Here is a 26685-nt window from a genome sequence, read left to right on the forward strand (position 1 = left end):
ACCCCGGACCGGCTCCCCGCACCCCCGCGGGGAGCCGTCGGCCTATCGTGGCCCTGATCACGTTCGCTCCGCCCACTGGACGGCATACCGACCGGTCGGCATCATAAGTCGGGACCACTTCACCCGTCCGTAGGAGCGACGATGAGTTCCGACCACCCGCCAGGCCTCGATCCGAACCGGCTGCGCGCCCTGCTCGACCGTGAGCGCCCCGGTCTCGTGCACGGCCCCCTGACCGGCCGGCTGATCGAGGGCGGACGGTCGAACCTCACCTACGCCGTCACCGACGGCACGTCGAAGTGGGTCGTACGCCGGCCCCCGCTCGGCCACGTCCTGGCCACCGCGCACGACATGCGGCGCGAGCACCGGGTGATCAGCGCCCTGCACCCGACGGACGTGCCGGTGCCGCGCCCCGTGCTGCTGTGCGAGGACGAGGAGGTGCTGGGGGCGCCCTTCTACGTCATGGAGTTCGTCGAGGGCACCCCGTACCGCACCGCCGACCAGCTCGCCCCGCTCGGCCCGGAGCGCACCCGGGAGGTGGTGCTGGGCCTGGTGGACACCCTCGTCGAGCTGCACGCCGTGGACCCCGCCGAGGTGGCCCTCGCCGACTTCGGCCGCCCCGAGGGCTTCCTCGACCGCCAGCTGCGCCGCTGGGGCAAGCAGCTGGACGCCTCCCGCAACCGCGACCTGGCCGGCATCGACGAGCTGCACGCCGCGCTCGGCCGCGACCTGCCCCGCTCCCCCGCCCCGGCCGTGGTGCACGGCGACTACCGCCTGGACAACGTTCTCATCGGGGACGACGACCGCATCAAGGCGATCCTCGACTGGGAGATGTCCACCCTCGGCGATCCGCTGACCGACCTGGGCCTGCTGGTGATGTACAGCATGCCGCTGGGCATGCCGGACTCGCCCGTCTCCACCACGGCCGAGGCACCCGGCCACCCGAGCCCGGCCGAGCTGATCGAGCGCTACGCCGCCCGCTCGGGCCGGGACGTCTCGGCGGTCTCCTGGTACACGGCGTTCGCCTGGTTCAAGCTCGCCGTGATCCTCGAGGGCATCCACTACCGCTACACGCTGGGCCAGACGGTCGGGCGCGGCTTCGACCGCATCGGCGACCTGGTCCCGGTCTTCATCCAGCACGGTCTGACGACCCTCCAGGAAGGCTGATCCGCATGGACTTCGCGTTCGACGCCCGCACCGAGGAGCTGCGCGCCAAGCTGCTCGCCTTCATGGACGAGTACGTCTACCCCGCCGAGGCCGTCGCCGAGGAGCAGCGGGCCCGGCTCGCCTCCCCGTGGGACACCCCGGCCGTGGTCGAGGAGCTGAAGGCGGAGGCGAAGCGGCAGGGCCTGTGGAACCTCTTCCTGCCCGACGCCGAGTACGGCGCCGGCCTCACCAACCTCCAGTACGCCCCGCTCGCCGAGATCACCGGCCGCTCCCCGCAGCTGGCCCCGACCGCCACCAACTGCGCGGCCCCGGACACCGGCAACATGGAGGTCCTGGCGCAGTTCGGTGACGAGGCGCAGAAGAAGCAGTGGCTGGAGCCGCTGCTGGCGGGCGAGATCCGCTCGGCGTTCGCGATGACGGAGCCCGAGGTCGCCTCGTCCGACGCCACCAACATCACCACGCACATCGAGCGGGACGGCGACGAGTACGTCATCACCGGCCGCAAGTGGTACATCTCCGGGGCGATGAACCCGGACTGCAAGATCTTCATCGTGATGGGCAAGACCGACCCGGACGGGCCGGACATCCGCCGCCAGCAGTCCATGGTGCTGGTCCCCCGCGACACCCCGGGCGTCACCGTCGAGCGCGCGATGCAGGTCTTCGGCTACGAGGACCACTACCACGGCGGCCACGCCGAGGTGATCTTCGACCACGCGCGCGTGCCGGTGTCGAACCTGATCGGCGAGGAGGGCGGCGGTTTCGCCATCGCCCAGGCCCGGCTCGGCCCCGGCCGCATCCACCACTGCATGCGGCTGATCGGCATGGCCGAGCGGGCGATCGAGCTGATGTGCAGGCGGGCGGTCTCCCGCACCGCCTTCGGCAAGCCGCTGGCCCAGCAGGGCGTGGTCCACAACTGGATCGCCGACGCGCGGGTCACCGTCGAGCAGCTGCGGCTGCTGGTGCTGAAGACGGCCTGGCTGATGGACACCGTCGGCAACCGGGGCGCCCACACCGAGATCCAGGCCATCAAGATCGCCACGCCCCGCGCGGTCGTCGACATCATCGACAGGGCGATCCAGCTGCACGGCGCGGGCGGCGTCAGCCAGGACTTCCCCCTGGCCGAGCTGTACGCCGGCGCCCGCACCCTGATGATCGCCGACGGCCCGGACGAGGTCCACCAGCGGTCGCTGGCACGGCGGGAGCTGAAGAAGTACGTGTGAGGACACCGGTAAGGGGCGGCTGCCATGGACAGCCGCCCCTTACACGTCGTACCGCTACGGCCGCAGCGCGCGCAGCAGCAGATCCGCCAGATGATCGGCGACCTGCTGCGGGCTGAGCGGGCCGTCGGGGCGGTACCAGGTCGACAGATGGTGCACCGACCCGAAGTGGTAGTCCACCACCAGGTCCGCCGGGGTCGCCTTGGAGAAGACGCCCGCCTCCTGGCCCTCCTCGATCAGCGCGCGGAAGCGCTCGTGGTAGCGCCGCCGCTCGGCGCGCACCTGCTTGTTCTTCTCGGGGCTGAGATGGTGCATGGAGCGGAAGAAGATGGACGCGTCGTCCAGGTTCTCGATCGTGGTGACCACGACGTCCGCCGCCGCGTCCCGCACCCGCTTCTCCACCGGCTCGTCGGCGTCCGCGAAGGTGTCGAGCCGCTCCTGCTGGAGGCGAAGCACGCGCGCGTACACCTCGTGCAGGAGGTCGTCCTTGGAGCCGAAGTAGTGGTACAGCGCCCCCTTGGTGACGCCGGCCGCCTCGACGATCTCCTGCACCGAGGTGCGGTCGTAACCCTGCTCCGCGAAGAGCCGGGTGGCGGCGGCCAGCAGCCGCTGCGGCACAGGAGCCCCGTCTCCGTCCGTCGTCCTGGGCACTGCCGCCACCTGCCTTTCCGTGTCGCTTACCGATTGTCCTGCTTGTCCAGCGTGCGGGAACGCAGTTCCCGACGGAGGATCTTCCCACTCGCCGTTTTCGGCAAGTCGGGCAGGACCTCCACCTGCCGCGGGTACTTGTAGGCGGCCAGTCTCTCCTTGCAGTACGCGGCCAGCTCCTCCGGGGCCGCCTCGGCGCCCGGACGGAGGCTGATGTACGCCTTCACGGTCTCCCCGCGGTACCCGTCGGGCACCCCGACGACGGCCGCCTCGCGCACCGCCGGATGCGTGTAGAGCACGTCCTCGACCTCGCGCGGCCACACCTTGAAGCCGGACGCGTTGATCATGTCCTTCTTGCGGTCGACGACGTACAGCCAGCCCTCGGCGTCCATGAAGCCGATGTCCCCGGTGCGCAGCTCGCCGTCCGGGAAGGTCTCGGCGGTGGCGTCGGGCCGCCGCCAGTAGCCGGGCACGACCTGCGGGCCCGACACGACGATCTCGCCCTGCTCCCCGAACGGCACCTCCGCGCCCCCGTCGTCGACGATCCGCACGACCGTGTCCGGCCCGGGCACGCCCACCGCGAGCGTCCCGGACGCCGGGTCGACGGGCGCCTCCAGATGCGGCGGCACGGAGGCGCAGGGCGCGGTGCACTCCGTCAGCCCGTACCCGTTGCGTATGTACGGCCCGAAGCCGGCCCGGAACTTCTCCACCAGCGCGGGCGGCAGCGGGGCGCCGCCGGAGGAGATCACCCGGAAGGACGAGAAGTGGTCCCGGCTGACGGACGGATGGGCGGCCAGCGCCATGAAGGCCGTGGACGGGCCGACCGTGTAGTGCGGCCGGTGCTCGGCGAACGCGTCGAGCACCACCCCCGCCTCGAACCGGTACGCCAGCACCAGCGTGCCCGCGCTGTTCAGACAGGCGCCGAACTGGCAGACCATGCCGGTGATGTGGAACAGCGGCGCCATCGCGAAGTACACCGGCGCCTCGGGCAGCCCGAGCCCGGTCCGCTGCCGCTCGGCGTTGTACATGATGTTGCCGTGCGTGTTGGTGGCGCCCTTGGGCGTGCCGCTCGTCCCGGAGGTGTAGCTGATCAGCGCCACATCACCAGGCCCCGGTTCGCGTCCCTCGGGCGCCTTGTGCCCCGCGCGGGCCACGGCCGTGAGGTCGTCGGTGTCGCCGGCCTGCGGCAGCCGCTCGAAGCTCAGCACGCGCGCGTCGCCGCGCGTCTGGAAGTCCAGTTCGCACCCGGTGAGCACGATCCGCACCGGCGAGTCCCGCGCCGTGTCGCGCAGATACGTCTCCCAGGCCCGGTCGGAGCAGATCAGCGCGGCCACCTCGCCGTCCCGCAGCACATGGGCCACCTCCCCCGACTTGTACATCGGGTTCACCGGCACCACGACCGCGCCCGCCTTCCAGGCGCCCAGCACGGCCAGCACGAAGTGCGGCGAGTTCTGCAGCAGCACGGCGACCCGGTCCCCGCGCTCCAGCCCCCTGGCGGCCAGGTGCCCCGCGACCGAGTCGCTCAGCTCGTCGACCTCCCGATAGCTCAGCCGCCCGTCGAAGTAGGCGAGGAAGGTCCGCTCCGGGGCCTCGGCGACCCCGCGCCGCAGGGCGTGCACCAGCGAGTCCGCCGGGCTGACGGGCGCCTTCTGGGCCTCTTCCAGCAGGCCCAGCCAGGGCTTGCCGGCGTACCGGGAGCCGCTCACCGCGCCGCCTCCCACTTCTGCTGGAGGTGGCTCATGTTGCCCAGCCAGCGGTCGGGATCGGCGGCCCGCGCCTGGTAGTACCCGGCGACCTCGGGGTGCGGCAGGATCAGGAACCGGTCCTCCTCGATCCCGGCGAACAGCGCGTCCGCGACCGCGTCCGGCTCGATCGCGGTCGGCACCAGCACCAGGTCACCCGCGCTGCCGGTCCCGGCGAGCATGTCGGTCCGCACGCCCTGCGGACAGATCGCGTGCACCTTCACACCCCGGTGCCGGTACGTCAGCGACAGCCACTCGGCGAAGGCGTACGCCCCGTGCTTGGTGACGCTGTAGGGCGCGGCCCCGATCATGGTGAGCAGCCCGGCCGCCGACACGGTCGACACGAACCGCCCACTCCCCCGCTCCAGCCAGTCGGGAAGCAACGCCTGCGCCGCCCGCACATGGGCCATGACGTTCACGTCCCAGGCCAGCGCCCAGACGTCCTCCCCGGCTGCCTCCGAACCGCCCGAGGCGACCCCGGCGTTGGCGCAGTAGACATCGACGGTCCCGCCGAGCGCGTCCCGCGCCTCCCCGACGATCGCGGAGGCGTCCCCGGGAACGGCTGTTCCGCCGATCTCCTCGGCCACGGCCTTGGCCTTCTCGGCGTCCAGATCGTTCACGACGACCCGCGCCCCTTCGGCGGCGAACCGCCGCGCCAACGCGGCCCCGATCCCGCCACCGGCCCCGGTAACGACGACTCCGGCACCCTGCACGGCTCCCACCATGGGTCTCCCTCGACACGACGAAACACGGCCCAGCCCCCGCGAGACGTCAGACTAACCGGTCGGTATGTCTCAAGGAAGGGGAAGCAAAAGAAGGGGCGCGGGGAACTGCGCGACCAGCCCCCACCCGCCCGCACCTGCAACACTGCCTGCGGGAGCACTCCAACCAAAACGGAGGTCACCGCATGAAGTTGTCCAGACGCACCGTCCTGGCCAGCACCGCAGCACTGACCGCAACCACAACTCCCGCCGCCGCAGCCCCGCAGGGAACCCGCCGACTCCACACCGGCTTCGAACGCCTCATCCAAGACGGATACGCCCTCCTCGACGGCGACCGAGTCGGCATTGTCACGAACCCAACAGGCATCACCCGAGACGCCCACCACATCGTCGACGTCATGCACGCCGACGACCGAGTGAACCTCACCGCCGTCTTCGGCCCGGAACACGGCTTCCGCGGCACCGCCCAGGCCGGCGGCTCCGAAGGCCGCTACGACGACCCCGCGACGGGCCTCCCGGTCTACGACACGTACCTGAAGAGCGGCCGTCCCCTGGCCGACATCTTCACCGCGTCCGGCGTGGACACCGTCCTCTTCGACATCCAGGACGTCGGCGCCCGCTTCTACACGTACATCTGGACGCTCTACGACTGCATGGCGGCAGCCGCCCTCGCCGGCAAACGGGTGGTGGTCCTCGACCGCCCGAACCCCGTCACCGGCCGCTCCGCCGAAGGCCCGGTGCTGCACAAGGAGTTCGCCACCTTCGTCGGCCGGGAGCCCATCTCGCAGGCGCACGGGATGACGGTCGGCGAGCTGGCCCGGCTGTTCAACGGGGAGTTCCTGGCGACGCCGGTGCCGCTGGACGTCGTACGGATGACGGGCTGGAAGCGGCGGGAGTTCCACGAGTCCACCGGTCTGCCGTGGGTGCCGCCGAGCCCCAACATGCCCACCCCCGACACCGCGCTCGTCTACGCCGGAACGTGTCTCTTCGAGGGGACGAACCTCTCCGAGGGCCGGGGCACCACGCGCCCGTTCGAGCTGCTCGGCGCGGAGGGCGTCGACGGCCGTTGGGCCGCCGCGGCGAACGAACTCGCCCTGCCCGGCGTGCACTTCAGGGAGGCGTACTTCGCACCCACCTTCTCGAAGTTCCAGGGGAAGACCGTCGGCGGCGTGCAGATCCACGTCCACGACCGGGCCGCCTACGACCCGGTCCGCACCGGTATCGCCCTGCTGGTGACCGCCAAGCGGACCTGGCCGGGCTTCGCCTGGCGCTCCGACCGCTGGATCGACAAGCTCACCGGCTCCACCCGGGTGCGCACGCTGATCGACGCCGGGGCGAGCGCGGACGACGTGGTCGCGGACTGGCAGACGGAGCTGGCGGCCTTCCGGGAGGTGCGGGAGGAGTACCTGCTGTACTGACGGACCGTGACTCTGGCCAAGGTCCCCCGTTGGCAGGACGATGCGCCCACGGCGCCCACCTGCGGACGGAGGAGCTGGTCATGGCGGATCCGGCGATGAGCGTGACTCCCTACTGGGGACTGACCTTCGACAAGGACGGCGACTCCGACGGCCGGCAGCGGGACCGGCTCGCCGACCAGGTCGCGGACCGCGGCGTCCGCGACCTGGTGGTCTTCTCGCACGGCTGGAACACCGACCGCCCGGCCGCGACCCGTCTCTTCAGCGCCTTCTTCGCCCCGTTCCCGCGGCTCGCCCCGAAGGCGCGGATCGGGTACGCGGGGGTGGTGTGGCCGTCGATGCGGTTCGCGGACGAGCCGATCCCGGACTTCCCGCGCTCCGTGGCGGCCGCACCGCCGTCGGGCCCGGCGCTCGACGAGGAGACCCGGCACGCGCTGCGGGAGACCTTCGCGGAGCGGGCGGACGTGGTGGACCGGCTGGCCGCCCTGCTCGACGAGCAGCCGCCCGAGGAGGCCGCGCTGGAGGAGTTCGGGCAACTGGTGCGCCTCCTGGTGGAGGCAGAGGTGCGGCCGGGGCCGCAGGCGGCGTTCGCGGCGGACGTCCTGGCCGACGGCGTACCGCAGGACGAGCCGCGCATGTTCTCCGCCCCCATGGCGGAGGTCTGCGAGGAGTTCGCCCGGGCCCACGCCGACGCCTTCCCCGGCGGGGTTCGGGGCTTCCGGCTGCCCAACCCCTGGAACGGCGCGAAGGAGGTGCTGCGGCAGGCGACGTACTACGCGATGAAGCGCCGCGCGGGGACCGTCGGCGAGCGGGGCCTCGGGCCGCTGCTCGGGCGGCTGGCGACGGTGGCGCCCGACGTGCGGGTGCATCTGGTGGGGCACAGTTTCGGGGCCCGGTTGATGTCGTTCGCGCTGCGCGGGCTGCCGGACGGGGTGCGCACGGTGAAGTCCGTGACGCTGCTCCAAGGCGCCTTCTCGCACCACGCGTTCGCCGCCCGCCTCCCGCACGACCGCGGCGCGGCGGGGGCGCTGAAGGGGCGGCAGAACCGGATCGACGGCCCGCTGGTGTGCTGTCACTCCCGGCACGACACCGCGCTCGGCACGTTCTATCCGCTGGCCTCGCGGATGGCGGGCGACGACCAGGGCCTGGCGGATCTGGACCCGGCGCGCGCCCTGCGCGAGCGGTGGGGTGCGCTGGGGTACGGCGGGGTGCGGGCGGTGCCGGGCACGCGGACGCTGACGCTCGCCGAGGCGCTGACCGAGGAGCTGCCCGCGTCCGGGTGCGTGAACGTGGACGCGCAGGCGGTGGTCCGGCGCGGTGGTCCGCCGACCGGCGCGCACAGCGACATCCTGCACCGGGAGCTGGCACAGCTGGTGCTGGCGGCGGGCCGCGTCCGCTGACCCGCCGCCGTCCCGCGGACCTCACCGGGTTGTCATCGGTGTGAGGTGAACTCCACGACCTGCTGGTACGTCGGCCGGTTCTGCCAGCCGACGACGCGGTGGCCGATGCCGCCCAGTTCCCGGTGGACGATCGCGTCGGCACACCACTGGTCGCCGGCCGCGCAGTGTTCGTCGCCGGGGTAGACCTGGGCGGCGGTCCGGCCGGCCGCCTCCTTCAGGGTGCCGATCAGGGTGTCGCGGCAGGCGGTGAGGCTGCCGCCGCCGCAGTACCCGTCCGCGAGCGGGCCCTGCACCCGTTCCCCGAGCAGCGCGCGGAGGTCCTTGTCGACATAGCTCCACCAGCCGTACTGGAAGGCGCTGCCCGCGTGGGCGCCGGTCGGGCCATGGGCGGCGGACGGGGACTCGTCGACGGGAAGATTGGCGGTGAACGCGGTGTACAGGTCGCTGCCGAGGCCGGGTTCGAACTCGGCCTTCACCAGCAGCGGCCACCAGGCGTCCAGGACGCGGATCGCCTCCGCGTGGGCGTACGTCTTCGAACCGGCCGAGGTCTCCGTCCGCTTGGCCCCGGCGGACAGCCAGGCCTGGAGCCTGCTCACCGCCGCCGCGGCCGTGGCGTCGCTGACCGGCGAGCTGTTGATCACCTTGAGCAGACTCGGCAGCACCTGCTCGGCACGCAGATCCACGAGCCCCGCCTCGGCCATCGCCTTCACCAGGGACGCCCGGGTCACCCCGCCGGTCTCGACCAGCTTCGCCACCCGGTCGTCGAGGAGATCGCCGCGGTGGACCCGGCCGTTGCCCCACGGGGCGGAGGGGTAGTCCCGGGCGGGCTTGTTGTTCCAGGAGATGTAGTAGTCCTGGTCGATGGAGTTGGGGTGCTGGGCGGGCGGGGTGTAGTCGGCGGTGTTGGCCGCCGGGTCCCAGTTCCGCCACTCGTACGCGGGCCGTGCCCACACCGGGAACTCGGCGTCGACGTCGGCCGCGCGCACCGGGTTGTCACCGCTGTTGTAGTACGCGGTGTGCTCGGAGTCGGCGTAGAACCAGTTGAACGTGTAGTTGATGTGCTGCACGGCCTTCTGGAAGCTCTCGGGTCCGGTCACGTAGCCTGGGTCGTTCAGCATCTGGAAGCCGATGATCGAGTCGGCCTCGTGCAGGAAGGAAGAGCGCAGGGTGGTGTAGGCGACCTTCTTGCCGCCGACGGTCGCGCGATGGGTGACGGGCCCGTACTTCGTCCGCCAGACCCGCATCGTGTACGAGCCGGCCGCGGTGCCGTCCGCGACGGTGGGCTTCCAGGCGTTCTTCTGCTCGACCTTCTCCATCGGCGTGCAGGTGCCGCGGTAGAGGTAGTGGTGGTCGTCCTGGCAGAGCTCGACGGCGTAGGTGTCGATGATGTCCTGGCCGGAGGTGGTCGCACTCCACGCGTAGTCCTGGCCGCGGCCCAGTTCGACGTAGAAGCTGAGGCCCGCGAAGGAGGCGCCGCGGGCGCTGATGCCGGGGCCCTGGATCTCCTGGAGCATCAGCAGCTGGGGCGCGAAGTAGCCGGTCTGCGGGCCGAAGACGGCGATGGGGTGGCCGCTCGCGGTGTGCTCGCCGCTCACCACGAGGGCGTTGGACATGCCGCGCTTGGCGGAGGTGACGGCGTGTGCGGCGGCCTCGGCGGAGGCTTCGGCGGCGTTCGATCCGGTGGCGCCGCCCGTACGGTCATACACGAGCGGCTCGCGGGTCACCGAGCCGGGGTCGGGCAGGGCGAGGCCCTGGGGGGCGGCGGGCCTGACGGCGTAGGGGAAGCTGCCGTCGTGGACGGTGAGGGCGGCCTCGGGGTCGTTGCGCATCCGGAAGGACTCCCACACCTTGGTGCCCTCGGCCACGCCGTACTTGGACTGGGCGGCCAGCAGGGAGAGCGCGTTGTTCACCTCGCCGCCGCCTCCGGAGCCGAACAGCGCGCCGATGACGGAGGCGAGGGCGACCAGGTCGGTGGGCTTGAAGTGCTCGATGGTGCCGGCGTTCGTGACGGAGTCCTTGTGGCCGGTCAGGACGTACTCGCCGGGGAAGTAGCGGCCGCTGTCGGAAGCGTCGATGTAGGCGTTGATGCCGTCGACGTAGGCGTTCACGTCGGCGAGGGCCTGCCGGCCGCGCTCGCCGTGGGCAGCGACGGCGTTGTCGATCTGCGCCTGGAGGTCGGCCTCGGTGTACGGCGCATTGCGCCAGAACTCCTGCTCCAGGCCCTGGTTGGCGGCGGCGCCGCCCGCGAACGGGGTCAACCGGCCGCGCCCGACGTGCCGGAAGACGTCCATCAGCCACAGCCGGTCCTCGGCGGCCGCGTAGCCGGCGCCGAACTCGGTGCCGTAGCGCGTGGTGCCGGTGATGTGCGGCACACCCGTCTTCTTGTCGCGGACGATCGTCACGTCTCCGCGCCCGGCGGGCCGGACGGTGGAGGCGACCTGATCGGCGGGGACCCCGAACGACGCGTCGTTGAAGAAGGAGTTGATGGTCGCGTCGGTGAGGTTCTGGTAGCCGGTGGCCAGGTCGGCGTAGGGGCCGAGCTGGTCGTCGGAGTGCGCGGGGCGGGTGCCGAAGGCCTGGTGGAGGAGGATCTGGGCGAGGGTGGCGTTGCCGTTCTGGCCCGGCGGGAGGATGTCGGAGCACCGGGCACCGCAGTGGTCGTTCACCGCGGTTGGAGCCTGCGGGGCGGCGGTGGCTTGGGAAAGCGGAGCCAAAAGGCCGGCAACGAGTACGCATACGGACGCGGTCTTCAGGAACCCGGGGAATCTGTGGGGAGTTCTCAGTCTGTCGAGCACGTTGCGTGGGGTGCGCCGTGGCATGGCAGCTCCTCCCGACGGGGGTGGGCCGGTCGTTACCGCCGGTATCCCCGAGTTTGAAGTTGAACATGCGTCATCTTTGGATGTCGCCGGGCCCGCTTATGGCGGCCATCGGAAATCGGATGGCCGCGAAGGGAGCCGAATCGCGTGTCGATACGTCTATTCGGCGACGTCCGTACGACGACGCCGAAGTGACCGAAGTACAGGTGCAGGTGTGACGGAGGTGCAAGGCGATGGCCGGTTTCCGGAGTCTGGCGAGACAGGTACGCGACCCCCGGTGCGATCTGGCACTGCGGCGCTACTCGCTGCGCAAGTGCCTGGAACGGTTCGCCCCCTACGGGCATCGGGCGACCTGGGACCATCTGTGCTCCCGGGCGGGATTCGGACCGGAGGACCGCTCCCCCGACCCGGCGCGGCTCGTGGCCGCGCTGGAGGAGCTGGAGGAGGCGCGCGCGGTGTGGCTCGCCTACGAGGTGGAGTTCGCCGAGCGCCGCAGGAAGGAGAAGCACGACGGGCTGCGCAGGCCCGGCAGTGTGGACGACTGGCACCGGCTGACCTGGGGCGGCTTCGGTGTCGCCTGGTGCGACGACCCCCGGGTCCATCCGCATGAGCCGCTGGCGGAGGTGCTGCGGAAACTGATCGCCGCGCTGGAGCGGGAACCGGGCTCGGGGTGCCCGGTGTGCGGCGGTGAACGGCTGTTCTGGAAGTACGACCTGGATCACGAGCCCTCGTCCGGTCCGGTCTGCGCGGACTGCGGGATTCTCGTACCGCGGCCCGTGCTCACCCCCGAGGCGCTGGCGTACGCCCGGCGCGGGCGGGTGCTGGTGTCGGCGTGAGGGAGTAGTCAGGGGGGTGCGCAGGGGGATGCCGCACCCCCGTTCATCGGGAGAGGTTCGGCAACGGGGGTTTCACCGAGGGAGCTGGTGGGGCCTGGCACCATCGGGGCATGGTGCAGGTGTGTCTGAACGGGCCCCGGACTGCCGCCGACGGTACGGCGGTTCCGCTCTCGCCGGAGGCGATGGCCGAGGCCGCGGCACAGGCCGTCACGGCCGGGGCCACGGACGTCCACGTCCATCCCAAGACGCCCTGCGGCCGGGACACGATCTCCCCGCGGCTGGTCGCCGCGACGCTGGAGGCGATCCGCGCACGGGTGTCGGTGCCGGTCGGGGTGACCACGGATGCCTGGGCCGAGCCGGATCCGGCGGCCCGGCTCGCACGGGTGCGCGACTGGACCGTGCTGCCCGACCACGCCTCGGTCAACTGGCATGAGCCCGGCGCGGAGGAGCTTGCCGCCGCGCTGCTGGACCTCGGCGTGGGCGTGGAGGCGGGCATCTGGTCGGGGACGGACGGCGCGGCCCGGTTCAGCCGGTCACCCCTCGCCCCGAGGGTGCTGCGGGTCCTCGCGGAGGTGACGGACCCGGACGCGACGACGGCACCCGACTCGGCCCACGCCCTGCTGTCCGATCTCGGCGGCCCGCTCCTCCCTCGCCCCGTGCTGCTGCACGGCGAGGACGCCGGCACCTGGCCCGTACTACGCCTCGCCGCCCACCTCGGCCTCCCGACCCGCATCGGCCTGGAAGACACCCTGACCCTCCCGAACGGCCACCGGGCCACCTCCAACGCGGAGTTGGTGAGAGCGGGCCTGAGAGAGTACGAACGGGCGGCCCGCGGGGAACGGTAGCGGCCGATCGGGGCGGGCGAGGACGAGCAGTGGCGCCCCGGCGGGGCACCCCGCGACGCGCCACAGCGCCCGGTTGGGGCCACCCGCGAGAAGCGACACGGCCGGCCGGGCCAGGCCGCGGCAAGCGCCACCGCCCGGCTGGGCCAGCCCGCGGCAAGCGACACCGCCCGGCTGGGCCAGGCCGAGGCCGCCCGCAGCGTGCCGCAGCACTCAGCTGGAGCAGCCAGCGGCGAGCGACAGCGTCCATCCGGGCCGGCCGCCCACGACAGCCACCACACTCTGCCAAGCCGCCCGCGACAAGCCACCCCGCCGGGCAGCCCAGGACGAGCCACACCGTCCGACCGGGCCGGCACCCTGCAACGAGCCACAACACCCCCGGCCGGACCAGCCCGCAGCGAGCGACAGCACCCGCCCAGGCCGGCCCACGACGAGCCACAACACCCAGCCATGCCAACTTGCGGCGAGCCACCAAACCCAGCCAGGCCGGCCCGCCGTGAGCGACAGCGTGCCGTCGGGCTAGCGGTGCTTCCCCGGCTTCGTGTCGGTCGTGGTCTGGCGTGTTCGTGGCGCCCCTCGTCGGCGGGCGCCCGGGGGTTCGACCAGGAGGCGGGAGCCGGTGAGGCGTTCGCCGAAGACGTCGTCGGGGTTGGTGAGCACACAGGTGTCCAGGGAGAGACAGCCGCAGCCGATGCAGTCGGTGAGATGGTCACGCAGCCGGTTGAGCTGCTTGATGCGCTCGTCCAGTTCGGAGCGCCAGGCCTCCGACAGCCGGGCCCAGTCCTCCCGGGTGGGGGTGCGCTCCTCGGGGAGTTCGGCGAGCGCCTCGCGGATGGTGGCCAGCGGAATGCCGACCCGCTGGGCGGCCCGGACGAAGGCGACCCGGCGCAGGGTGTCCCGGCTGTAGCGGCGCTGGTTGCCGGTGGTGCGGCGGCTGCTGATCAGACCCTTGGACTCGTAGAAGTGCAGGGCGGAGACAGCGGCCCCGCTGCGCGCGGAGAGCTGGCCGACGGTGAGCTCGTGGATCTTCTCTGGAATCTGGGGCACCCCTCGAACCCTACCCACGCCTCCGTTGACAGGGACCCCGAGGCCGACCATGCTAAGCAGTCGCTTAGAGTTTGCGACCAGGAGGCGGTACATGGCAGAGCCGAGGATCTTCGCAGGTGCCGACGAGCTGAAGTCGGCGGTGGGCGAGCAGCTGGGATACACCGACTGGCTGGAGATCGACCAGAAGCGGATCGATCTCTTCGCGGAGGCCACCGGTGATCACCAGTGGATTCACGTCGATCCGGAGAAGGCCGCCGCCGGGCCGTTCGGGACCACCATCGCGCACGGGTATCTGACCCTGTCGCTGCTGCCGCTGTTCGGGCCGCAGCTGATCGGGGTCGAGGGCGTGAAGATGGGCGTCAACTACGGGACGAACAATGTTCGTTTCCCCGCTCCGGTACCCGTGGGATCCCGGCTGCGCGCCACCGCGAGGATCGCCGGCGTCGAGGACGTGACCGGCGGCGTCCAGGTGACCGTCGCCTTCACCGTGGAGCGCGAGGGCGGCGACAAGCCGGTGTGCGTCGCCGAGTCGGTGGCCCGCTACTACTTCTGAGGGCAGCCCACCATCCGCAGCACGAGGTCGGCGTAGAGCGCGCCGACCTCGTCGGGCGTCCAGGGCCCCTCGACGTTGAACCAGCGGGCGACGTCGATACAGAGGGAGAGCACGGCGAGGGTGGTGCCCTTGACGTCGAGCACCTCGAACTCGCCGGACGCCACACCGTCCTCGATGATCCGGCGCACCTCGGCGTCGCACTCCCGGCGCAGGGCCAGGATCTCGGCGCGGGCGTCCTCGCCGAGCGAGTCCAGCTCGTACTGGACGACCCGGGCGGTCGTACGGCCCCCGGCGTGCCAGCGGACGAAGGAGCTGACCGCGTCGGCGAGGCGCTCCCGCGCGGTGCCCTCGCGGCGGGCCGCCGTGCGCAGGATCTCCAGGGCCTTCTCGTGGCCGATCCTGCTGATGCGGTGCAGCAGCTCTTCCTTGGTCTTGTAGTGGATGTAGAGCGCGGCCGGGCTCATACCGGCGCGGCCCGCGATGTCACGGGTCGTGGTGGCGTGGTAGCCGCGCTCGGCGAAGGCCTCCACGGCGGCGATCAGCAGTCGCCGGGCCGCGTCAGGGGTGACCTCGGCCCACGGCTGACTCTCGCCGCCGGCCGTCTCCTCCGCCGTACTCATCGCTCGCTCGCCCCTCTCACCGACAGGGGCACCACCATACCGCTGAACCTGAGCGCCCGCTTAGACGCCCCGCTAGGCCCTGTCGTTTGGATCAGCCCGGCTGTGAGGTGCGGTGCGTCTTGGCCGACTCGAGCGGGGTCTGGTGCGTGCAGCTGCAAGGCGGAGGAGGGAGTCGACGCGGAGCGATGGGGGTGCCCCCGCGCGAGCGAAGCCGAGCGTGGGGGAGAGTGACGACAACGCGGCAGATGTGCGTGCCAGACCCCGCGACGCCGGGATGATCCAAACGACAGGGCCTAGGGTCGGGTCGGGAACCGGCTGGATTCCTGGCGGTCCCGGATCACCTTGGCGAGGGTGAAGGCGGAGGTGACCAGATAGAGGACCGCGATCGCGAGGAAGGCCCGCACCCACGGGTCGGCGTCCAGCTGGTAGATGCCGATGGCGGTGGCCGCCATGGCGACGGCGAAGGACGCGACGGCCTGGCCGTAGAAGGCGGCCGTGTTCTGCTGCTTGTCGCTCATGGGGACAAGCCTCGGCGGAAGTGGCCCGCGCCACATCCGCCGCCGTACTCAGAGAAGTACTCAGACGGAAAGTGGTCAGAACGCCGAGACGCCCGTCAGCGCCCGTCCGATGAGCAGCTTCTGGATCTGGCTGGTGCCCTCGTAGAGGGTCATCACGCGGGCGTCGCGCAGGAGCTTGCCCGCCGGGTATTCGTCGATGTAGCCGTAGCCGCCGAAGACCTGGAGGGCGTTGTTGGCGGCGCGGACGGCGGCCTCCGAGGCGAAGAGCTTGGCCTTGGAGGCCTCGGTGGCGAAGGGCAGGCCGCGGTCGATCAGGTCGGCGACCCGCCAGGTCAGCAGCCGTGCCGCGTCGACGTCGACGGCTATGTCGCTGATCAGCTCCTGGACCAGCTGATGGTGGGCGATGGACTTGCCGAACTGCTCGCGCTCGCCCGCGTAGCGCACCGCCACGTCGAGGGCGGCCTGCGCGATGCCGACGCACCCCGCCGCCACCGACATCCGGCCCTTGGCCAGGGCCGACATGGCGACGGAGAAGCCCTTGCCCTCCTCCCCGAGCATCGCCGAGGCGGGCACGCGGACGTCCTCCAGGACGAGTTCCGCCGTCGCCTGGCCGCGCAGGCCGAGCTTGCCGTGGATGGTGCGGCGGGTCAGGCCGGGGGTGTCGGTGGGCACCAGGAAGGCGCTCACACCCTTGTGGCCGGGGGCGTCCGTGGAGCGGGCGAAGAGCAGCACGACGTCGGCCCAGGTGCCGTTGGTGATGAACATCTTGGTGCCGTTGACGACGTACTCGTCGCCGTCGCGGACCGCGCGGGTGGCGAGGCTGCCCGCGTCGGAGCCGGTGCCGGGCTCGGTGAGGCCGAAGCAGCCGACCAGCTCGCCGGCCGTCAGCCCCGGCAGCCACCGCCGCTTCTGCTCCTCGCTCCCCCAGGCCGCGATGGTCTTGGCGACCAGGCCGAGGGAGACGGACACGATGCCGCGCACCGACGAGTCCCCGCGGCCCAGTTCCTCGGTCACCAGGCAGTACGCCAGGTGGTCGCCGCCGGAGCCGCCGTACTCCTCGTCGACGGTGAGCCCGAGGAAGCCGACCTCGCCGAGCTTCTTCACGATGGCCCGGTCGACCTCCTCGGCACGATCCCAGGCGATGACATTGGGGGCGATCTCGCGCTCCACGAAGTCCCGGGCGAGCTGCCGTACGGCGGTCTGTTCCTCGCTGAGCTCCAGGTTCACGGCGCGTCACCCCACAGGTAGGTCACCAATTGAAAGTCGCACATTTAAATTAGCACTGCTAGTTTCAAGGCACAGCCCTACTATGTGCGCCATGGCCCGACCGCGCAAGCCCTTGCTCAGCACCGACCGGATCGTCGAGACGGCCCGGGAACTCGTGGACACCGAAGGCCTGGCGGCCGTGTCCACCCGGCGGCTCGCGGCCGAGCTGGGGGTGAGCGGGCCCTCGCTCTACAACCACTTCCGCACCAAGGACGAGATCCTGGAGGCGGTCGCCGACTCGGTGAGCGCGCAGGTCGACCTGTCGATGTTCGAGGACGGCCGGGACTGGCGGACCGCGCTGCACGACTGGGCGGTCTCCTACCGCGCCGCGCTGCGCGACCACCCCAACATCGTCCCGGTCCTCGCCCGCGGCCCCGGCCGCCGTCCGGCCGCGCTGCGGCTCGCGGACGCGGTGTACGGCGCGATGGTCGACGCCGGCTGGCCGCCCGCGCAGGCCACCTCCATCGGCGCGCTGATGCGGTACTTCATCATGGGCTCCGCGCTCGGCTCGTTCGCCGGGGGCTTCCCGGACGACGCGAGCGCCTACGACCCCGCCGACTATCCCCACCTCGGCCAGGCGCACCGCCTCGCCGAGCAGCAGGAGAAGGTCGACGAGCGTGCCTTCGAGACGGGGCTCGCGGCGCTGCTGGACGGGCTGGCGCGGCAGTACGAGCAGGTCGGACGGCCCGCCTAGCCACACTTCGGCAGGTACCGAAGGATCCGTGCTCCATGCTGGGACGCATGACCACCAGGAATCCGCAGGCTTCGCGGCTGGCCCGGCTCGCGGGACTCATCGCCGACGAGACCCGGGCCGCCTGCCTGCTGGCACTGCTCGACGGGCGGGCCTGGACCGCCGGTGAGCTGGCGCGGCACGCGGGCGTCGCCCCCTCCACGCTGAGCGAACATCTGGGCAAGCTCGTCGCGGGCGGGGTGCTCGCCGAGGAACGGCAGGGGCGGCACCGGTACGTCCGGCTGGCCGACGCCCGGGTCGCCCAGCTGGTGGAGGACCTGGCCGCGCAGGTGGCCCCGGGGACGGCCCGACGGCCCCGGAATCTACGGGAGTCCAGCGCCGGCTCGGCGATGACCCGCGGCCGCACCTGCTACGACCATCTCGCCGGGCGACTCGGCATCACGGTCACGGATGCCCTGACCTCGCGCGGGCTGTTGCGCCAGGACACAGGGTTCGCTCTGACGGATGCGGGACTGCGGTGGTTCGAGGACACCGGCATCTCCCTCGACCGCACAGGCCGTCGCCCACTGGCCCGCCCCTGTCTCGACTGGACCGAACGCCGCCCCCACCTGGCGGGCGTCGCGGGCGCGGCCCTGTGCCGGCACGCCCTGGACATGGGCTGGTGCGTCCGCATCGGCACCGAGCGAGCCGTGAAGGTAACGGCGACCGGCGAGCGGGCCCTGTCCGAGCTTTTGGGCATCGACGAGGCAACGCTGCGCTGAGCGCCCCAAAGGGACCCGGGCCCCATCAACACCCAGTCCGAAATCCGCGAGCCTCCGAACCCCCGCCCTCCCTAACCTCTGGAGCATGATGAACCCCCGCCGCACCGAACTCCTCGCAGCCGGCGCCGCCACCATCACCGTCGTCCTCTGGGCCTCCGCCTTCGTCTCCATCCGCAGCGCGGGCGAGGAGTACTCGCCGGGCGCGCTGGCGCTGGGGCGGCTGCTCGTCGGCGCGCTGGTGCTGGGCGTCATCTGCCTCGTCCGGCGGGAGGGGCCGCCTCCTCGGCAGGCCTGGCCCGGGATCGCGATATCGGGGCTGCTGTGGTTCGGCTTCTACAGCGTCGTACTGAACTGGGGCGAGCAGCAGGTGGACGCCGGTACGGCGGCTCTCGTGGTGAACATCGGGCCCCTCCTCATCGCGCTGCTGGGCGCCCGGCTGCTCGGTGACCCGATGCCGCCGCGGCTGCTGGCGGGGATGGCGGTGTCGTTCGCGGGTGCGGTGACCGTGGGTCTGTCGATGTCGGGCGGGGGCGGCTCATCGGTGCTCGGGGTGGTGCTGTGCCTGCTCGCCGCGGTCGGGTACGCGGGCGGTGTCGTGGCGCAGAAGCCCGCGCTCGGCCATGCGAGTCCGCTCCAGGTGACGACGTACGGGTGTCTCGTCGGCGCCGTCCTCTGCCTGCCCTTCGCCGGGCAGCTGATCGGCGAGGTGGCCGACGCCTCCGTCTCCGCCACGCTCAACATGGTCTATCTCGGCGTCTTCTCGCTGGCGCTCGCCTTCACCACGTGGGCGTACGCCCTGGCCCGTACGACCGCCAGCCGCATGGGCGCGACCACGTACGCGGTGCCCGCGCTGGTCGTGCTGATGTCGTGGCTGGCGCTGGGTGAGGTGCCCGGGCCGCTCACGCTGGTGGGCGGCGCGCTGTGCCTGGCCGGAGTCGCGGTGTCGCGGTCCCGGACGCGGGCCGCTCGGGTCGTGGCGGCCTCGCCACAACCCGAGCAGACCCGGGAGTCAGCGTGAACGCGCCCTGCTGGCAAGGACCTTGATGGACAGCAGGGCGATCACCGCGAGGACGATGATGTAGCCGGAGACGGCCATCGAGGTGCCCGTGGCCTCCAGCAGGAGCACCATGATGAACGGGGCGAGGCCGCCGCCGAGCACGGCCGCGATCTGGTAGCCGAGGGAGGCGCCCGTGTAGCGCATCTCGGGCGTGAACAGCTCGGCGAACAGGGCCGCCTGGGGGCCGTACATGATGCTGAGGAAGCAGCTGGCGACGAACGTGCCGACCGCCAGCCACAGCAGCGAGCCGGTGTCGATCAGCAGGAACAGCGGGACGGCCCACAGGGCGATGCCCGCCGCGCCGATCGCGTAGATGCGGATGCGGCCGATCCTGTCGGAGAGCGCGGCGGCGGCCGGGATCAGCACCAGCTGGGTGAGGCTGATGCAGAGCGAGACGGTGAGGACGGCGCTCTTCTTCATGCCGAGTTCGCGGGTCGTGTAGTCGAGCACGCCGGTGATGATGATGTAGAAGGTCGCGGTGTTCACGGCGAAGGAGCCGCCGGCGAGGAGCACCGTGCCGAGGTGGCCCTTCAGGATCGTGCGCAGCGGGGAGGACTGCTCGGCCTTCTCCTGTTCGGCCAGCGCCTTCTCCGCCTCGCGGAACTCGGGGGTCTCCTCGACGCGGGTGTGGATGTACCAGGCGAGTACGAGGACGAAGAGGCCGACGAGGAACGGCACGCGCCAGCCCCAGGCCGCGAACGCGGAGTCGGTGGTGAACGCTCCGGCCAGCAGGAACACCGTGTTGGCGGTCACGACGCCGATGGGGACGCCGAGCTGGACGAAGCTGCCGTAGATACCGCGCTTGCCCTCGGGGGCGTACTCGGTGGCCATCAGCATCGCGCCGCCCCACTGGGCGCCGACGGCGATGCCCTGCATCACACGGAAGGCGACGAGCAGGATCGGGGCGGCGACGCCGATCGTCTCGTACGTCGGGAGCAGGCCGATGCCGGTGGTGGCGAGGCCCATGAGGGTGAGCGCGAGGACCAGCATCGGCTTGCGGCCGCGCTGGTCGCCGAGGTGTCCGGCGACGATGCCGCCGAGCGGGCGGGCCAGGAAGCCGACGGCGAAGGTGGCGAAGGAGGCGAGGACCCCGGCGGTGGGGCTGCCGGCCGGGAAGTAGAGGTCGCCGAGGACGAGGGCGGCGGCGATGCCGAAGACGAAGTAGTCGTACCACTCGACGGCCGAGGCGAGCGCCGCCGCCGTGGCCACGCGGCGGCGGTTGGCCGCGGGCAGGGTTCTGGTGGTGGGGAGGGGCTGAGCGGAAGGGGTGGTGTCCATACGTGCACACTCCGGTGGGTGCGTGGGGACGTTCCGAGGGAACATACTGACCGGACGGTATGGGGTCAACGGGTGTGCACGAAGGTTGCCCGGAGCATCTGGGGGCTGGGCCCCCAGATCCCCGGTCAGCCGGTCAGAAGACCACCAGCGCCCGGCCGCCCTTCCCCGCCAGCATGTTCTCGAACGCCGCCGGGATGCCGTCCAGGGCGATCCGCTCGGTCACCAGCGCGCCCAGGTCCAGGCGGCCCTCGCGGACGTGTCCGGCGAGCACCGGCAGGTCCCGGGCCGGGTCGGAGTTGCCGTAGACGCAGCCGGAGAGGGTGCGGCCCCAGTGGAAGATCTCCAGGGCGTTGAAGGTGACCTGCTGGTCCTTGCCGCCGATGCCGACGACCGTGGTGCGGCCGCCGCGCCGGGTGGACTCCCAGGCCGCGCGGATGGTGACGGCCCGGCCCACGCACTCCACGGCCACGTCGACGCCCTGCTTGCCGGTCAGGGCACGGATCTCGCGCGGGGTGTTCTCGGAGGCGAGGACGAAGTCGGTGGCGCCCGCGGCGCGGGCCAGCTCCTCCTTCTCCGGGGAGACGTCCACCGCGACGATCGTCGACGCGCCCGCGATCCGGGCGGCCTGGAGGGCGGCGAGGCCCACCCCGCCGACGCCGAACACCGCCACCGACTCGCCTTGGCGGACCCGCGCCGAGTGGTGGACGGCGCCGTAGCCGGTGAGCACGGCGCAGCCGAGCAGGGCGGCGTCCGTGAGCGGCACGCCGTCCGGGGCGGGCAGCACGCAGTTCGCCGCCACGACGGTCTCCTCGGCGAACGCGGCGACGTTCAGACCGGGGTGCAGTTCGGTGCCGTCGTCGGCGCGGCGGGCGTGGACGGCGCCGATGCCGCCGAGGGCGTTGGCGCACAGCCACACCTCGCCCAGCGCGCAGGCGGGACAACTGCCGCAGGACGGCGCCCAGTTGAGGACGACTCCGTCCCCGGGGGCGACATGGGTGACGCCCTCGCCGACGGCGAGGACGGTGCCCGCGCCCTCGTGGCCGAGGACGGCCGGGAGCGGCACCTTCATGGTGCCGTTGGACAGGGACAGGTCGGAGTGGCAGACACCGGCGGCGGCGAGCCGGACCCGGACCTGCCCGGGTCCGGGGTCGGGCAGCTCGATGCCGGTGATCTCCAGCGGGGCGCCGATGGCGGGCGCGACGGCGGCACGGACGGCCATGATGAGGGAACTCCCTTAGAACTGGAGGGACTTGGTCTGGAGGTACTCGGCCAGGCCGTGGCTGCCGAGTTCCCGGCCCACGCCCGACTGCTTGTAGCCGCCGAAGGGTGCCAGCGGGTTGAACCGGCCGCCGTTGATGTCGACCTGCCCGGTCTCCATCCGGCGCGCGAAGGCGACCGCCTCCGCCTCGTCGGCCGCCCAGACCGCGCCGGCCAGGCCGTAGACCGTGCCGTTGGCGATGCGCAGCGCGTCCTCCTCGTCCTCATAGCGCAGGATCGACAGGACCGGGCCGAAGATCTCCTCCTGGGCGATGGTCATCTCGGGGGTGACGTCGGCGAAGACGGTGGGGCTGACGTAGTAGCCCTGCTCGCGCGGGGCTTCCGGGCCGCCCGCGACCAGCCGGGCGCCCTCGGCGATGCCCTTCTGGATGTAACCGCGCACCCTTTCCTGCTGCTTGGCGTTGACCAGCGGGCCGATCCGCTCCCCGTACTTGGCGGCGGCGGTCCGGGCCAGCTCGACCGCCTCCTCGTACTGGTCGCGGTGGACCAGCATCCGGGTCCACGCGCTGCACGTCTGGCCGGAGTTGGACATCACGTTGGCCACGCCCACGTTGACGGCCTTGGCCAGGTCGGCGCCGGGCAGGATCACGTTCGCGGACTTGCCGCCGAGCTCCAGGGCGACCTTCTTGATGCCGGCCCCGGCGACCGCGGCGATCTGCCGGCCGACGGCCGTGGAGCCGGTGAAGGAGACCAGGTCGACGTCCGGGTGCTCGGCGAGCGCCTGACCGGCGACCGGTCCCAGCCCGGTGACCAGGTTGAAGACGCCCGCGGGCAGGCCCGCCTCGTGGACCACCTCGGCGAAGAGCTGGGCGGTGAGCGGGGTGTCCTCGGCGGGCTTCAGGACGACCGTGCAGCCCGCGGCGAGCGCCGGGGCGACCTTGGCGACGATCTGGTGCAGGGGGTAGTTCCAGGGCGTGATCGCGGCGACCACGCCGATCGGCTCGTGGAAGACGGTGGAGTTGCCGACCTTCTCCTCGAAGGCGTACTCGGCGGCCAGTTCGGCGTAGGAGCCGGCGACCGCGACGGGCGCGCCGACGTGGACGGTCTGCGACAGCTTCAGCGGGGCGCCGAGTTCGGCGGTGACCGTCTCGGCGATCTCCTCGGCCCGCGCCACCAGGGTGTCCCGCAGCGCGGTCAGGCGCGCGGCCCGTTCGGCGGGCGGGGTGGCGGCCCAGCCCGGAAGGGCGGCGCGGGCGGCCCGTACGGCGTTGTCGACGTCCAGGGCGGTGCCGGCCGGCACCTGCCCGATGACCTGCTCGTCGACCGGGTTCACGACGTCGATGACGTCCGGTCCGGCGGCCGGGCGCCAGGCGCCGTCGATGTACATGCCGTGATGTGCCTTCATCGCGTTCCTTCCGGGCGTGCCTCGTCGTCGCCCCCAAACTAGCGCCGTTAGTTTTACGGCACCAGGGGCGTCCCCCATGGCACGGCTCACCTTGCCCGGCAGCGGGCCGGAAGTCGACCCGGGCCCGTCAGAAGACCACGGTCAGAAGTCCACCCGCGTCCGGATGTCGACGCGCGCCACCGCCTCCTGCGCGAACCGCTTCTCGTAGGCCCGGCGGATCTCCTCGATCTTCCGGTCGCTCGTCTCCGCCTCGGCCACCGGGTACAGCAGGATCAGCTCGTACGACCGCTCCTTCTCGACGATGCCGTGCGCGTCCCGCCACTGCCCGCGCCCCTCCTGCACGGTCAGCCCGTCGGGGAAGTCGGGCGTCACCTCCAGGTCCACGAATTCGGTGAACTCTCGCGCGGTGACGGCCGGGCCGCCGTCGGGCCGCTCGGTCCCGAAGAAGAGCTGGGTCTCGACGTACGGCGTCCCGCGCGGCGGTGCGGCCGGGGCGTCGTCGTCGAGGGTGGCGTAGGCGGTCGGCGCGGCGACCGCGAGCAGCAGCCCGGCCGCCGCCAGGGCGGTCCGAGTGCGGCTGGTGAAGTGCGTGGTCATGCGCCTTCCCTTACGGGATACGCACAGCCGGGTCCCGGAGCCGCGCCGAGGCGTTCGGGGTGTGCGCTCAGGCGTCGCTCCTGCGGGGGACACGGGATTCACGCACCCGCTTCCCCTCCTCCTCGGCCGCCGGTTTCGCCGGGGAGCGCAGGGCCACGCCCGAGGAGAGCAGGAGGAGGCCGCCGAGCATCACGAACGGCGCGGCCACGCCCGCGACTCCGGCGACCAGGCCCGCCGCCGCGGGGGCGGCGACCTGGCCGAGGCGGTTGCCGGTCAGCCGCAGGGCGAGGGCGGTGGAGCGGGCGCCGTCGGGGGCCGCCTGGACGACCGTCGTCATGGACAGGGGCTGGCCGACGCCGAGGCAGAAGCCGAGCACCGCCAGCTCCAGGGCCAGCGCCCACACCGGCACCGGCAGCGCGATGCCCGCGCAGAGCACGGCGGCCAGCAGACAGGTCACGGTGAGCAGCGCGGTGCGGCCGAGCAGCCGCAGCAGCGGGGTCAACACCAGACGGCAGGCGATGGTGGCCGCCGCCCGCAGGCTGAGCAGCAGGCCGATCACGGCCGGGGCGATGCCCCGGTCCTCCCCGACCACCGGCAGATAGGCCGTGAGGATGTCGGTGGCCGACAGCACGGAGAGACTGATCAGGATGCCGGCCGGTACACCCCGGGAGCGCAGGATGCCCCGGACGGGGACACGGTCGCCCGGTCCCGTGCGGGAGGCGGGCGTCGTACGGCGGTGCTCTATGCGCCACAGCGAGGTGAACGCGACCGCGGCGCCCGCGCCCGCGACGAGCAGGGCGAGGGCACTGCTGCCCGCCATGTCGTGGCCGCCGATCAGCGCGCCGGCCGCGATCGGGCCGACCAGCTGGCCGAGGGAGGCACCGATGGTGAAGTGGCCGAAGTTGCGGTCCTGTTCGTGCGGCGCGGACTGGCGGGCCACCAGGGACTGGGCGCCGATGACGAAGCTGAGGTGGCCGAGGCCCATGACCCCGCTCCAGACCGCCATCGCCCAGAGGGAGTCGGCGACGCCGCTGAGCGCGCAGCCGCCGGATATCAGCACGACGCCGATCGGCAGCAGGGGCGCACAGCGGCCGTGGTCGGTACGGCGGCCCAGCGGGACGGCGGCGAACAGCGGGAGCAGGGCGTACACACCCGCGATGACACCGACCGCCCGCTCGTCCGCACCCAGCGCGAGCGCCCGGTAGGAGACGGCGGGCCGGGCCATCGACACCGCCCCCTGCGCGAAGCTGAAGGCGATGACGAGGCGGAGCAGCCAGCCGCGGTTCCCACCGGGCGCCATGATCGTGTCCTCTCGGAAATCCCGGAACGGTGCTTGCGTATCAGATGATTCCGAACAGCATCCCCGCCGCGAGGATGACGAGGCAGGTGAGCGCCGCCCACTTCACCACGAACCGGGTGTGGTCGCCGAACTCCACCTTGGCCATGCCGACCAGGACGTACACGGCCGGGACCAGCGGGCTCGACATGTGCAGCGGCTGGCCGACCAGGGAGGCGCGGGCCATCTCCAGCGGGGAGACGCCGTGCGCCGCGCCGGCCTCGGCGAGGACCGGGAGGACGCCGAAGTAGAAGCCGTCGTTCGACATGAAGTAGGTGAGCGGAAGGCTCAGCAGACCGGTGACCAGGGCCATGTGCGGGCCCATCGCCTCGGGGATGACGTCCACCATCCACTTGGCCATGTGGTCCACCATGCCGGTGCCCTGGAGGACGCCGGTGAAGACGGCGGCGGCGAAGACCATGCCGGAGACGTTGAGGACGTTGTCGGCGTGGGCGGCCAGGCGGGCCTTCTGGTCGGGGATGCGCGGGAAGTTCACGGTGAGCGCGAGCGCGGCGCCGAGCAGGAACAGCACCGGGATCGGCAGCCACTCCATGATCATCGCGGTGAGCAGCGCGACCGTGAGCAGCGCGTTGAACCAGTACAGCTTGGGGCGCAGGGTGGCCCGGTTCGGGTCGAGCGCCAGGAAGCGCTCGTCCTCCTCGTCGTCCTCGGCGTCGGTGCCGGAGCCGGAGCCGCCCGTGCTCACCGGGGTCTTGGCCTCACCGGAGCCGCCGGCGCCCACGAGAACCGTCTCGGTCTCCTTCTCCTCGACCTTCTGCTCGACCAGGACCTCGTCCAGCGTGAGCACGCCCAGGCGCTTGCGCTCGCGCAGGCCGAGGAAGTACGAGAGGACGAAGACGCCCAGCAGGCCGACGGCGAGCGCGGGGATCATCGGAACGAAGATGTCGCTGGCGTCGAGCTTGAGCGCGGTCGCGGCGCGGGCCGTCGGACCGCCCCACGGCAGGGTGTTCATCACGCCGTTGGCCATGGCGGCCACACCGGTCAGCACGACCAGGCTCATCTTCAGGCGCTTGTACAGCGGGTACATCGCCGAGACCGTGATCATGAAGGTGGTCGAGCCGTCGCCGTCCAGCGACACGATCGCGGCGAGGACGGCGGTGCCGACGACGATCCGCATCGGGTCCGCTTTGCAGAACTTGAGGATTCCGCGGACGATCGGGTCGAAGAGACCGACGTCGATCATGACGCCGAAGTAGACGATCGCGAACATGAGCATCGCCGCGGTGGGGGCGAGGCTGGTCACGCCGTCGATGACGTAGTCGCCGAGCTGGGCGCCCTTGCCGACGAACACGCAGAAAAGCGCGGGAATCAGCACGAGCGCCGCGATCGGCGACATCTTCTTCATCATGATCAGGACCAGGAAGGTCGCGATCATGGCGAAGCCGAGGATGGTCAGCATGAGTGGATACCTAACGTTCGCCCTTGAACTCCCACCTGGGCCGGCGGTGCGACGACGTTAGGTCCCGTCAAGCAGCGTTAACAAGACGTTGACGTGCGAGCAATAAGCGCAAAACT

At 71.9% G+C, this 26685-nt stretch carries 24 protein-coding genes; 10 read left to right on the plus strand and 14 right to left on the minus strand.

Annotated elements, in window-relative coordinates:
• The first annotated feature begins 141 nt into the window (after positions 1–141).
• The gene (locus ACZ42A_RS31560) at positions 142–1164 is read left to right on the plus strand and encodes a phosphotransferase family protein (RefSeq protein ID WP_468530710.1); all 1023 of its coding nucleotides are present in this window, start codon (positions 142–144) and stop codon (positions 1162–1164) included.
• A gap of 5 nt (positions 1165–1169) precedes the next feature.
• The gene (locus ACZ42A_RS31565) at positions 1170–2384 is read left to right on the plus strand and encodes an acyl-CoA dehydrogenase (RefSeq protein WP_468530711.1); all 1215 of its coding nucleotides are present in this window, start codon (positions 1170–1172) and stop codon (positions 2382–2384) included.
• A gap of 54 nt (positions 2385–2438) precedes the next feature.
• On the opposite strand, the gene ACZ42A_RS31570 is transcribed toward ACZ42A_RS31565, so the two are convergent.
• From ACZ42A_RS31570 to ACZ42A_RS31580, 3 genes are read right to left on the minus strand one after another with little or no spacing between them, the layout of a single operon-like run.
• A complete protein-coding gene (locus ACZ42A_RS31570) occupies positions 2439–3032 on the minus strand; it encodes a TetR/AcrR family transcriptional regulator (protein WP_468530712.1) in 594 nt (197 codons plus the stop codon).
• Positions 3033–3058: 26 nt separating this feature from the next.
• On the minus strand, positions 3059–4735 hold the full coding sequence (locus tag ACZ42A_RS31575; RefSeq protein ID WP_468530713.1) for a class I adenylate-forming enzyme family protein: 1677 nt from the start codon (positions 4733–4735) through the stop codon (positions 3059–3061).
• Positions 4732–5496, minus strand: coding sequence for an SDR family oxidoreductase (locus tag ACZ42A_RS31580; protein WP_468530714.1), 765 nt, complete (start codon positions 5494–5496; stop codon positions 4732–4734). Before ACZ42A_RS31580 ends, ACZ42A_RS31575 begins: the two co-directional genes overlap by 4 nt.
• 182 nt (positions 5497–5678) lie before the next feature.
• Here ACZ42A_RS31580 and ACZ42A_RS31585 point away from each other — a divergent pair, with 182 nt between their 5' ends.
• Together ACZ42A_RS31585 and ACZ42A_RS31590 are read left to right on the plus strand one after the other, a co-directional pair.
• Positions 5679–6911, plus strand: a complete 1233-nt coding sequence (locus ACZ42A_RS31585; protein ID WP_468530715.1) for an exo-beta-N-acetylmuramidase NamZ family protein — start codon at positions 5679–5681, stop codon at positions 6909–6911.
• 80 nt (positions 6912–6991) lie between these two features.
• Positions 6992–8308 (plus strand): serine-threonine protein kinase, encoded by a 1317-nt coding sequence (locus ACZ42A_RS31590; RefSeq protein ID WP_468530809.1) that lies wholly within the window; start codon positions 6992–6994, stop codon positions 8306–8308.
• 32 nt (positions 8309–8340) lie between these two features.
• Here the strand turns inward: ACZ42A_RS31590 and ACZ42A_RS31595 are convergent, their stop codons facing one another.
• Positions 8341–11127 carry a penicillin acylase family protein gene (locus ACZ42A_RS31595; protein WP_468530716.1) on the minus strand — a complete coding sequence of 929 codons (2787 nt, stop codon included), beginning with the start codon at positions 11125–11127 and terminating at the stop codon, positions 8341–8343.
• Positions 11128–11357: 230 nt separating this feature from the next.
• On the opposite strand from ACZ42A_RS31595, the gene ACZ42A_RS31600 reads away from it, so the two are divergent.
• Together ACZ42A_RS31600 and ACZ42A_RS31605 are read left to right on the plus strand one after the other, a co-directional pair.
• Positions 11358–11960 (plus strand): hypothetical protein, encoded by a 603-nt coding sequence (locus ACZ42A_RS31600; protein WP_468530717.1) that lies wholly within the window; start codon positions 11358–11360, stop codon positions 11958–11960.
• 110 nt (positions 11961–12070) lie between these two features.
• On the plus strand, positions 12071–12805 hold the full coding sequence (locus ACZ42A_RS31605) for a 3-keto-5-aminohexanoate cleavage protein (RefSeq protein ID WP_468530718.1): 735 nt from the start codon (positions 12071–12073) through the stop codon (positions 12803–12805).
• Positions 12806–13321: 516 nt separating this feature from the next.
• Here ACZ42A_RS31605 and soxR read toward each other — a convergent pair.
• Positions 13322–13849 (minus strand): redox-sensitive transcriptional activator SoxR, encoded by a 528-nt coding sequence (gene soxR / locus ACZ42A_RS31610; RefSeq protein WP_468530719.1) that lies wholly within the window; start codon positions 13847–13849, stop codon positions 13322–13324.
• Between the two features lie 91 nt (positions 13850–13940).
• Between soxR and ACZ42A_RS31615 the strand changes: the two genes are divergently transcribed.
• A complete protein-coding gene (locus ACZ42A_RS31615) occupies positions 13941–14402 on the plus strand; it encodes a MaoC family dehydratase (protein ID WP_468530720.1) in 462 nt (153 codons plus the stop codon).
• Here ACZ42A_RS31615 and ACZ42A_RS31620 read toward each other — a convergent pair.
• The 3 genes from ACZ42A_RS31620 to ACZ42A_RS31630 all read right to left on the minus strand — a co-directional run bounded on the left by ACZ42A_RS31620 (position 14393) and on the right by ACZ42A_RS31630 (position 16767).
• A complete protein-coding gene (locus ACZ42A_RS31620) occupies positions 14393–15022 on the minus strand; it encodes a TetR/AcrR family transcriptional regulator (RefSeq protein ID WP_468530721.1) in 630 nt (209 codons plus the stop codon). The two genes, ACZ42A_RS31615 and ACZ42A_RS31620, sit on opposite strands and share 10 nt — an antisense overlap.
• A 293-nt stretch (positions 15023–15315) precedes the next feature.
• Positions 15316–15540, minus strand: coding sequence for a YiaA/YiaB family inner membrane protein (locus tag ACZ42A_RS31625; protein ID WP_468530722.1), 225 nt, complete (start codon positions 15538–15540; stop codon positions 15316–15318).
• A 75-nt stretch (positions 15541–15615) separates the two neighbouring features.
• Positions 15616–16767: an acyl-CoA dehydrogenase family protein gene (locus ACZ42A_RS31630; protein ID WP_468530723.1), complete on the minus strand. Its 1152-nt coding sequence runs from the start codon at positions 16765–16767 to the stop codon at positions 15616–15618.
• Positions 16768–16858: 91 nt separating this feature from the next.
• Here ACZ42A_RS31630 and ACZ42A_RS31635 point away from each other — a divergent pair, with 91 nt between their 5' ends.
• From ACZ42A_RS31635 to ACZ42A_RS31645, 3 genes are all read left to right on the plus strand, one after another.
• Entirely contained in the window at positions 16859–17500 is a 642-nt protein-coding gene (locus ACZ42A_RS31635; protein ID WP_468530724.1) for a TetR/AcrR family transcriptional regulator, read from the plus strand.
• A gap of 35 nt (positions 17501–17535) precedes the next feature.
• Complete coding sequence (locus ACZ42A_RS31640) at positions 17536–18258, plus strand: ArsR/SmtB family transcription factor (protein WP_468530725.1); 723 nt, start codon at positions 17536–17538, stop codon at positions 18256–18258.
• Between the two features lie 88 nt (positions 18259–18346).
• A complete protein-coding gene (locus tag ACZ42A_RS31645; RefSeq protein WP_468530810.1) occupies positions 18347–19276 on the plus strand; it encodes a DMT family transporter in 930 nt (309 codons plus the stop codon).
• Here ACZ42A_RS31645 and ACZ42A_RS31650 read toward each other — a convergent pair.
• The 6 genes from ACZ42A_RS31650 to ACZ42A_RS31675 form a co-directional block, all read right to left on the minus strand.
• Complete coding sequence (locus tag ACZ42A_RS31650) at positions 19268–20593, minus strand: MFS transporter (protein ID WP_468530726.1); 1326 nt, start codon at positions 20591–20593, stop codon at positions 19268–19270. The genes ACZ42A_RS31645 and ACZ42A_RS31650 overlap by 9 nt on opposite strands.
• Positions 20594–20726: 133 nt before the next feature.
• Entirely contained in the window at positions 20727–21812 is a 1086-nt protein-coding gene (locus ACZ42A_RS31655) for a Zn-dependent alcohol dehydrogenase (protein WP_468530727.1), read from the minus strand.
• 15 nt (positions 21813–21827) lie between these two features.
• Positions 21828–23216 (minus strand): aldehyde dehydrogenase family protein, encoded by a 1389-nt coding sequence (locus tag ACZ42A_RS31660; protein ID WP_468530728.1) that lies wholly within the window; start codon positions 23214–23216, stop codon positions 21828–21830.
• Between the two features lie 141 nt (positions 23217–23357).
• Complete coding sequence (locus ACZ42A_RS31665) at positions 23358–23813, minus strand: DUF3574 domain-containing protein (protein ID WP_468530729.1); 456 nt, start codon at positions 23811–23813, stop codon at positions 23358–23360.
• 67 nt (positions 23814–23880) lie between these two features.
• On the minus strand, positions 23881–25113 hold the full coding sequence (locus ACZ42A_RS31670) for an MFS transporter (protein WP_468530730.1): 1233 nt from the start codon (positions 25111–25113) through the stop codon (positions 23881–23883).
• A 40-nt stretch (positions 25114–25153) separates the two neighbouring features.
• Positions 25154–26569 carry a CitMHS family transporter gene (locus ACZ42A_RS31675; protein WP_468530731.1) on the minus strand — a complete coding sequence of 472 codons (1416 nt, stop codon included), beginning with the start codon at positions 26567–26569 and terminating at the stop codon, positions 25154–25156.
• Positions 26570–26685: the final 116 nt, after the last annotated feature.

The organism is Streptomyces sp. NPDC030838 (assembly GCF_055572035.1).

What these genes read in the sequence shown, in the direction of transcription:
- ACZ42A_RS31560 (WP_468530710.1), top strand. Translation starts at nt 142, where the DNA reads ATGAGTTCCGACCACCCGCCAGGCCTCGATCCGAACCGGCTGCGCGCC.
- ACZ42A_RS31565 (WP_468530711.1), top strand. Translation starts at nt 1,170, where the DNA reads ATGGACTTCGCGTTCGACGCCCGCACCGAGGAGCTGCGCGCCAAGCTG.
- ACZ42A_RS31580 (WP_468530714.1), bottom strand. Translation starts at nt 5,496, where the DNA reads ATGGTGGGAGCCGTGCAGGGTGCCGGAGTCGTCGTTACCGGGGCCGGT.
- ACZ42A_RS31585 (WP_468530715.1), top strand. Translation starts at nt 5,679, where the DNA reads ATGAAGTTGTCCAGACGCACCGTCCTGGCCAGCACCGCAGCACTGACC.
- ACZ42A_RS31590 (WP_468530809.1), top strand. Translation starts at nt 6,992, where the DNA reads ATGGCGGATCCGGCGATGAGCGTGACTCCCTACTGGGGACTGACCTTC.
- ACZ42A_RS31595 (WP_468530716.1), bottom strand. Translation starts at nt 11,127, where the DNA reads ATGCCACGGCGCACCCCACGCAACGTGCTCGACAGACTGAGAACTCCC.
- ACZ42A_RS31600 (WP_468530717.1), top strand. Translation starts at nt 11,358, where the DNA reads ATGGCCGGTTTCCGGAGTCTGGCGAGACAGGTACGCGACCCCCGGTGC.
- ACZ42A_RS31605 (WP_468530718.1), top strand. Translation starts at nt 12,071, where the DNA reads ATGGTGCAGGTGTGTCTGAACGGGCCCCGGACTGCCGCCGACGGTACG.
- ACZ42A_RS31615 (WP_468530720.1), top strand. Translation starts at nt 13,941, where the DNA reads ATGGCAGAGCCGAGGATCTTCGCAGGTGCCGACGAGCTGAAGTCGGCG.
- ACZ42A_RS31620 (WP_468530721.1), bottom strand. Translation starts at nt 15,022, where the DNA reads ATGAGTACGGCGGAGGAGACGGCCGGCGGCGAGAGTCAGCCGTGGGCC.
- ACZ42A_RS31625 (WP_468530722.1), bottom strand. Translation starts at nt 15,540, where the DNA reads ATGAGCGACAAGCAGCAGAACACGGCCGCCTTCTACGGCCAGGCCGTC.
- ACZ42A_RS31635 (WP_468530724.1), top strand. Translation starts at nt 16,859, where the DNA reads ATGGCCCGACCGCGCAAGCCCTTGCTCAGCACCGACCGGATCGTCGAG.
- ACZ42A_RS31640 (WP_468530725.1), top strand. Translation starts at nt 17,536, where the DNA reads ATGCTGGGACGCATGACCACCAGGAATCCGCAGGCTTCGCGGCTGGCC.
- ACZ42A_RS31645 (WP_468530810.1), top strand. Translation starts at nt 18,347, where the DNA reads ATGAACCCCCGCCGCACCGAACTCCTCGCAGCCGGCGCCGCCACCATC.
- ACZ42A_RS31650 (WP_468530726.1), bottom strand. Translation starts at nt 20,593, where the DNA reads ATGGACACCACCCCTTCCGCTCAGCCCCTCCCCACCACCAGAACCCTG.
- ACZ42A_RS31655 (WP_468530727.1), bottom strand. Translation starts at nt 21,812, where the DNA reads ATGGCCGTCCGTGCCGCCGTCGCGCCCGCCATCGGCGCCCCGCTGGAG.
- ACZ42A_RS31660 (WP_468530728.1), bottom strand. Translation starts at nt 23,216, where the DNA reads ATGAAGGCACATCACGGCATGTACATCGACGGCGCCTGGCGCCCGGCC.
- ACZ42A_RS31665 (WP_468530729.1), bottom strand. Translation starts at nt 23,813, where the DNA reads ATGACCACGCACTTCACCAGCCGCACTCGGACCGCCCTGGCGGCGGCC.
- ACZ42A_RS31670 (WP_468530730.1), bottom strand. Translation starts at nt 25,113, where the DNA reads ATGGCGCCCGGTGGGAACCGCGGCTGGCTGCTCCGCCTCGTCATCGCC.
- ACZ42A_RS31675 (WP_468530731.1), bottom strand. Translation starts at nt 26,569, where the DNA reads ATGCTGACCATCCTCGGCTTCGCCATGATCGCGACCTTCCTGGTCCTG.